At 56.3% G+C, this 5,608-nt stretch carries 9 protein-coding genes; 3 read left to right on the forward strand and 6 right to left on the reverse strand.

Features of this window, described 5'->3' with window-relative positions; genetic code table 11:
• The 3 genes from AC5E6N_RS22940 to AC5E6N_RS22950 all read left to right on the forward strand — a co-directional run.
• Window positions 1–529 (forward strand): PLxRFG domain-containing protein (locus AC5E6N_RS22940; protein ID WP_491749980.1); only part of this gene is annotated, 529 nt, incomplete at its 5' end.
• Window positions 530–690: 161 nt separating this feature from the next.
• Window positions 691–936, forward strand: coding sequence for a BrnT family toxin (locus AC5E6N_RS22945; RefSeq protein ID WP_491749981.1), 246 nt, complete (start codon window positions 691–693; stop codon window positions 934–936).
• Entirely contained in the window at window positions 933–1,241 is a 309-nt protein-coding gene (locus AC5E6N_RS22950; protein ID WP_491749982.1) for a BrnA antitoxin family protein, read from the forward strand. Before AC5E6N_RS22945 ends, AC5E6N_RS22950 begins: the two co-directional genes overlap by 4 nt.
• A gap of 102 nt (window positions 1,242–1,343) precedes the next feature.
• Here AC5E6N_RS22950 and AC5E6N_RS22955 read toward each other — a convergent pair whose 3' ends face one another.
• The 6 genes from AC5E6N_RS22955 to AC5E6N_RS22980 form a co-directional block, all read right to left on the reverse strand.
• The gene (locus tag AC5E6N_RS22955) at window positions 1,344–1,766 is read right to left on the reverse strand and encodes a GNAT family N-acetyltransferase (protein ID WP_491749983.1); all 423 of its coding nucleotides are present in this window, start codon (window positions 1,764–1,766) and stop codon (window positions 1,344–1,346) included.
• Window positions 1,763–2,035: a hypothetical protein gene (locus AC5E6N_RS22960; protein ID WP_491749984.1), complete on the reverse strand. Its 273-nt coding sequence runs from the start codon at window positions 2,033–2,035 to the stop codon at window positions 1,763–1,765. Before AC5E6N_RS22960 ends, AC5E6N_RS22955 begins: the two co-directional genes overlap by 4 nt.
• On the reverse strand, window positions 2,032–3,789 hold the full coding sequence (locus AC5E6N_RS22965; protein ID WP_491749985.1) for a hypothetical protein: 1,758 nt from the start codon (window positions 3,787–3,789) through the stop codon (window positions 2,032–2,034). Before AC5E6N_RS22965 ends, AC5E6N_RS22960 begins: the two co-directional genes overlap by 4 nt.
• 32 nt (window positions 3,790–3,821) lie before the next feature.
• Window positions 3,822–4,667 carry a glycosyltransferase family 25 protein gene (locus tag AC5E6N_RS22970; RefSeq protein WP_491688928.1) on the reverse strand — a complete coding sequence of 282 codons (846 nt, stop codon included), beginning with the start codon at window positions 4,665–4,667 and terminating at the stop codon, window positions 3,822–3,824.
• A gap of 69 nt (window positions 4,668–4,736) precedes the next feature.
• Complete coding sequence (locus AC5E6N_RS22975; protein WP_491749986.1) at window positions 4,737–5,255, reverse strand: DUF4376 domain-containing protein; 519 nt, start codon at window positions 5,253–5,255, stop codon at window positions 4,737–4,739.
• Between the two features lie 5 nt (window positions 5,256–5,260).
• Window positions 5,261–5,608: hypothetical protein (locus AC5E6N_RS22980; protein ID WP_491749987.1), on the reverse strand; the 348-nt coding region annotated here is incomplete at its 5' end.

Below are 5,608 nucleotides of genomic sequence, written 5' to 3' on the forward strand. Positions count from 1 at the left end.
GCAATATTATGGCGTGTCGCAGATCCGTGAGGGCAATGTGCAGCGAGGTGTCGAGGCGATCGTGCCGAAATTCGCGCGCGACCTTCTCAAGGCTTACCGCTATTCGCAGGAAGGCGTCACAGATTCGCGCAAGAACCAGATCCTGCCCGCCGAGGAATTGGCGTCCTACGACATTGTCATGCAGGCGGTCGGCTTCTCGCCGGCCAGGGTTTCGGAGACATGGCAACGCAACAGCGCGCTGAAGAACGCCGAAACCCGGATCAAGCGCAGGCGGCAGAAACTGCTCAACGAATTCGCGCTGGCCTACAAGATGGAAGACAGACGGGCCCAGGAAGAGATCCTGGACCGCATCGCCGAGTTCAACGCCAAGCCGATGCATTTGCCTGTCGCCATCACCGGCAGGACCATCCGGCAGTCGCTCAAAAACCGTGTGGTAAACGAGGCGAAACGCATTGACGGCGCCCTGATCCAGAACCCGCGGCTTGGTGAAATGCTGCGCGAGCAACTGCCCGACCTGGTCTACCGGTGATCACAGGTAAGAGCATTCCCGCCGCGAACTGACAGTGATTATTCCAGTGCCGCTGCCTTACAGCGGTTGAGCATGTCGCGCGCCGCGGGCCGACCGGAGCGTGCCATTTCGGGGGATAGCACTTTTATTGACATTCGTATTTTTCGTACTACATTTATTGCATGAAAATCGTATGGGACGAACCGAAGCGCCGGACGAATTTGGCAACTCACGGCTGGGACTTCGCTGATCTGACGATGGAGTTTTTTGCAGATTCAACAGTGATTGAAGCCAAACGCGAGCGCCTTATGGCCATTGGCCATTTTCGCGACACGATTATTGTTGTCGTGTTCAAGCCACTCGGTTCCGAAGCAATTTCGGCTATCTCCATGCGCGATGCCAACAAAAGCGAAAGGGCACTGTTATGAGCAACTTCCCAAGGCGCATCCGGCCCTTGTCCGATGCGGAGGATCGCAAGATCAGACGGGCAATCGAGCAAGATCCGGACACTGAGGAAATCACACCTGAAATGATGGCAAGGGCGAAACCCTTTGCGGAAGCTCTCCCGGAATTGGCTGAGAGCATCAAGCGTTCAAGGGGCCGGCCGCGTGTCCAAAATCCAAAGCAGGCAATTTCCTTGCGCCTGGACCCCGAGGTTATCGAAAAATTCAAAGCCACCGGGAAAGGCTGGCAGGCCCGAATTAACAAGGCGCTGAAAGACGCGGACGTTTAATCGCTCTCGCGAATTCTGAGTGGATTTTCTTTTCCTCTGCATAGCGTATCGTGATTTCGAGGGCCGCCGGGAACGAACGCGGGAACGAATGGACGAACGTGATCACACATAGGGACACTCGCGCCGCAACATGCCAAAGACGAGCAGGTCCTCGCCGTTCGGCCCCTCTTCGCGGACAACACCTTCCTGCACCCATCCTGTCCGGGTGACGAAGTGGAGCGAATCCTCGTTGTATTCCGATACCAGCGCGGTCATGCGCCGAAAGCCCAGTTGCTCGAACGGAAAGTAGAACGCGCGCTTCAAAAACTCCCTGGTCAGCCACGGCTTGGACGTGTCGGCCGCGACATGGACGCAACACGAATGCGGGCTGAACCGGTCGTATCCGACCGCGGCGATGAGTTCACCGTCCTGCTCGACGCCGATGCATTTCGCGTCTGTATGGAATTGCTGGCCCTCGATGCGCTCTTCCATCCAGGCCAGTATCTCGCCGCGGCGCGCGGGGTCGTAGATATAGGCCCGGCTCACGTCAGCCGTCCCGTCAAAGCCTCCTGCAGCGCGACGAGGCGGTTATGGAGTTCGGCGACGTCGGTTTGAAGCGCGTTGTATTCCGCCGCCGTCGGTGTGCCGGAGACCTGCGCCGATTGCAGGGTCCGGTTCAATTTGAGGAAGTCGGCGAAATCCTCGATGCGCACCGCGGCCTTGTGCCGGATCTCCGGCCGGCGGCCCCGCGCTCCTTCGCCGAACAGCGTCTCGATCTTCTCGACCAGTCGCGGATCGGTAACGGGTGTTCTCATGGCAGGCCCTTCAATTCGTCGACACTGCTGGCCATGGCGATCCGCTCGATCGATACGGTGCAATAGACATCGACCTCCCATCGCCGGGCAAGCCGTTCGGATTTCAGGCGCTTCATTGCGTTCGTCTCCGAGATCGTGCCGACCACCTCGCCGTCGGCATAGACCGTCGCCGTGATCTGCTCGAAACTGTCGGCGACGAATTCGGTCAGTATGTCGCCATTGACGCGGTTCCTGTTGATCTGAGCGTCGCCGATTGCGCCAAAGATATCGCCGGTCGCGATGGTTGCCGCGTTGGCGGTCGAAATCTGCGAATTCTCCGCGACGATAGCGGCCTGCTCTTCCAACGAGACCGTCGAATCGGCGTCGATGATGATGGCCGCCATGGAGACGGGGCGCGGAAAGACGAATTCCTTCGACTTCCAGTAGAGTTCTTCGCGCGGCTGATCCTCCGCGTCGACTTCCATGATGTTGCCGGTGTCCCGGTCTACGTAATAGAGCCGCGACGAAGGAATGTCGAAATGGCACGCCGATGTGACCGTCGCGTTGCGGAACAGATAGCCGTCTCCGGCCGTGTCGATGAACAGCGAACCGGCGTGTGGCATGCCTCCCACATCGGTGTAATCGTAAAACGCCACATATCGGCCGCCCAGTTGCGCGGCGACCATGGTGGCCGGGTCGAGTGTCAGCCAGTCCTCGCGCTTGAAGAGGTTGCGTGTCGCGTTCGACACGGCTCCGCTGCCGTCAATGATGAACAGGCCCTCAACGGACGGGAAGGCGACGGCATAACCCAGATCGACAACGGCCTTCTTGTTGATGCAGGGCGCGTTGATCTCCAGTTTCTGCATCTGCATCGCTGCGGGCGACGCGCCAAGGACGATATAGGGCTGACCTGTGGTCAGAACGACAAGGACAGAGCCGACGCCTCGCACCGCCATGATGTCGTAGTCCGTATAAAGCACGTACTTCTCGGGCCAGGCGTGCGGCTGATAGGGTTCGCAGAAGTGCAGCTCGCGGCCGGTGAACGCCGCCATCATGCCGGCCGGCAGCGGCACAAGGCCCTCGAGGCTGCCGGCCGGCGTGTTGAAATCCGCCGACGGCAGCGCTTCCTGAAAATCGTCCACATCGACTGTATCACTGAAATTGGCGGTCGAAACGTCGCGCTCCGCGATCAGGTAAAAGTATGTGCCGGACCGGCCGGTCTGCGACCTGTAAATGCGCTGCTTGGTGATGTTGCGTGCCGTGTCGGTCGGTGCCGCGAATCCGGACAGAGTAACGGTCTGGCCGGATTGCCAGGTGATCTCGTTTGAGACCGGGTTCGGTTCCGATTCCTCGCCGAAACCCGTGACATAGGTGTAGACATAGAGCCGTGTGTATTCGATGCCGGTGCCGGAGCCTGTTGCGGTGGCGGTCAAGGCGGATGCCGGCCGCTCGACGGCCAGGGTGTAGTCCGTCCCGCCGACCTTCATCTTCGGAACGCCGTCGCCGGTAAAGTAGAGCCGTTCATCCGCGACCGGGCCCGGTGCGGCGTGGACGTCCGAAGACCAGGTGAACCATTGCCCGGTGCTCTCCAGTTTGAACAGCGTCCTGATGCTTGTATCGCTTGTCTCTGACTCGGTCGCTGCGATGCGGATCGGCGTCAGGGCGCCGTCGTCGAGGCGCGTGTTGACGGCTGACTGTGCCGCACTGTCGGGGATCCGGCGCGGCACGATGCGCGGCTGTTCACCGATGAAACTGTTGATCGTAATGGCTACCATTACACCCTCCGCGCATCGCGCGGTTCAGTTCGTCAATCATCTGCATAGGGTATGCTACCGAAGACCGATTGGCGTGTCATCGTCATGATTCTCGGTCTCACTTTTTTTCGGTAAAACCTTTTCGTTTCCCGAATGAGCTTTGCCGGTCCAAAAGACATTCTAACCTTTGGTCGATTGTCAGCTTCACGGATGATCGTGGGCTCCATTCCAAACGGATCGTTGGAAATTTTGTCCTGCACGGTAAATGCTGGATCTAGTTGCAGGATGCGAAGCTGTGTCGATAAGCCTAATTCCGGATTGAAAAGCACTTCATCGATTGGGTCACAATAATCTTCGGTGAGCTTCAGAAGCCGTTCTGCAGTTTTTTTTGCGATGAAGTATCCAGCGGTGTTCCGATGCGCCGATTTCAGTTCCCTTAGCTTAAAGCGCTCGGTCGCGCAGATTGTCTTGGCCGAAACCTCGATCGACTCGCGCGAGGTTTCAGCTTTCACGATATCAACGTAATCCGGAATCCAGTTTTCATTCTTAAACAGGTGCTTGGCTGATTTGGAGATATGGGCGTCATCCTCGGCGATGAATGCCCACCGGTCATCTGTCGCTACTATTCGACTCCAAGCTTTCCGGTGACTGAGAAAACATCCCAATGCACCTGATGGCATTGGGTAGTCACTTCTCTGATTTGCGAGAAGTTCCTCTATTTTTGAATATTCTAGACCGTAGCCGTCCACAGCAGACACTCTGATAACATCAAAATCAATGTCTTCCGTATTTCCGACGAACCAACGGTATCGGTCTTTAGATCTGTCCAGATTAATCAGATAGCACTTCATTTTCATAAATTGAGCTGAGAACTTGGATCGGCGACCATTTAGCTTCAACCTTTTTCATGGAATGAGCCCACCAATGATGCGGTTAGAAGCAACACGTATCCTATCGAAACTTCAACCTCAAGGAGCAACTAGCCAATAGGTATCGTTGCTCACGTCGTCAGGAAGTTCGTCCATCGCTTTGATCAAACGCGCTGCCTCATGGATTTGCATGATCTGGGCAGCGCACTGCAAGCCAACTTCAATCATTTCGTCATTCGAGAGCGTCTGATCAACATTGTCCGCATCGGTAAACTTGAATGTTGTCTCATCAGCAATTGATTTCTTGACCACCGCACAGAGCGCCAAATCTGAAACGTTATGACGACCGCCATCCTTCATATCCACCGGGAACGCTTTGCCAGTGGAAAGAGAAACGATTTTAGGTAGGTCCTTCCTGCGCTCACGTTCGGCATTGATCTGATCAATGGTGACCTCGATAAGACTGTCATCGTAAATCCATGCGCCATCGATAAGTTTATGATGCTCTGATGGCCTCAAGGGCACGTTTGTCGTTCCTTCCGGCAATGACTCCGGTTCGGGTTCCTTACCTACTGTCTGCCAATAACCGACATCGGGATGATAATAGCCTCTTTCCATCTAAGTCACCTCAATTCAGTCCAAACGCTGAAACTATGGCCGCTGCCGCTCAATCTATAATAGTGGTTAGTTGGTACAATCGCACAGGAATCACCCCAATCCGTACCCGCCACATCGCGGCCGACTTCTATCCATGTCGAATTGTTGGCGGACACTTGCATTTTAGCATGGGAAGCATACTGACCGATGTGCACCATTATTGGCTGGCCGGTGGTGTTTTGGTACGACGTGTTAACCGCACGAGATCCGGTTACATCCTGCCACGATTGGCCGACACCGAGCCTGCTGGCGAGTGCATCGATCGCCTGCGCCGTCCGTTGCGGCGTCATAAGCTTGGCGGACGATGTGCCCGC

This window comes from Hoeflea sp., assembly GCF_984452065.1.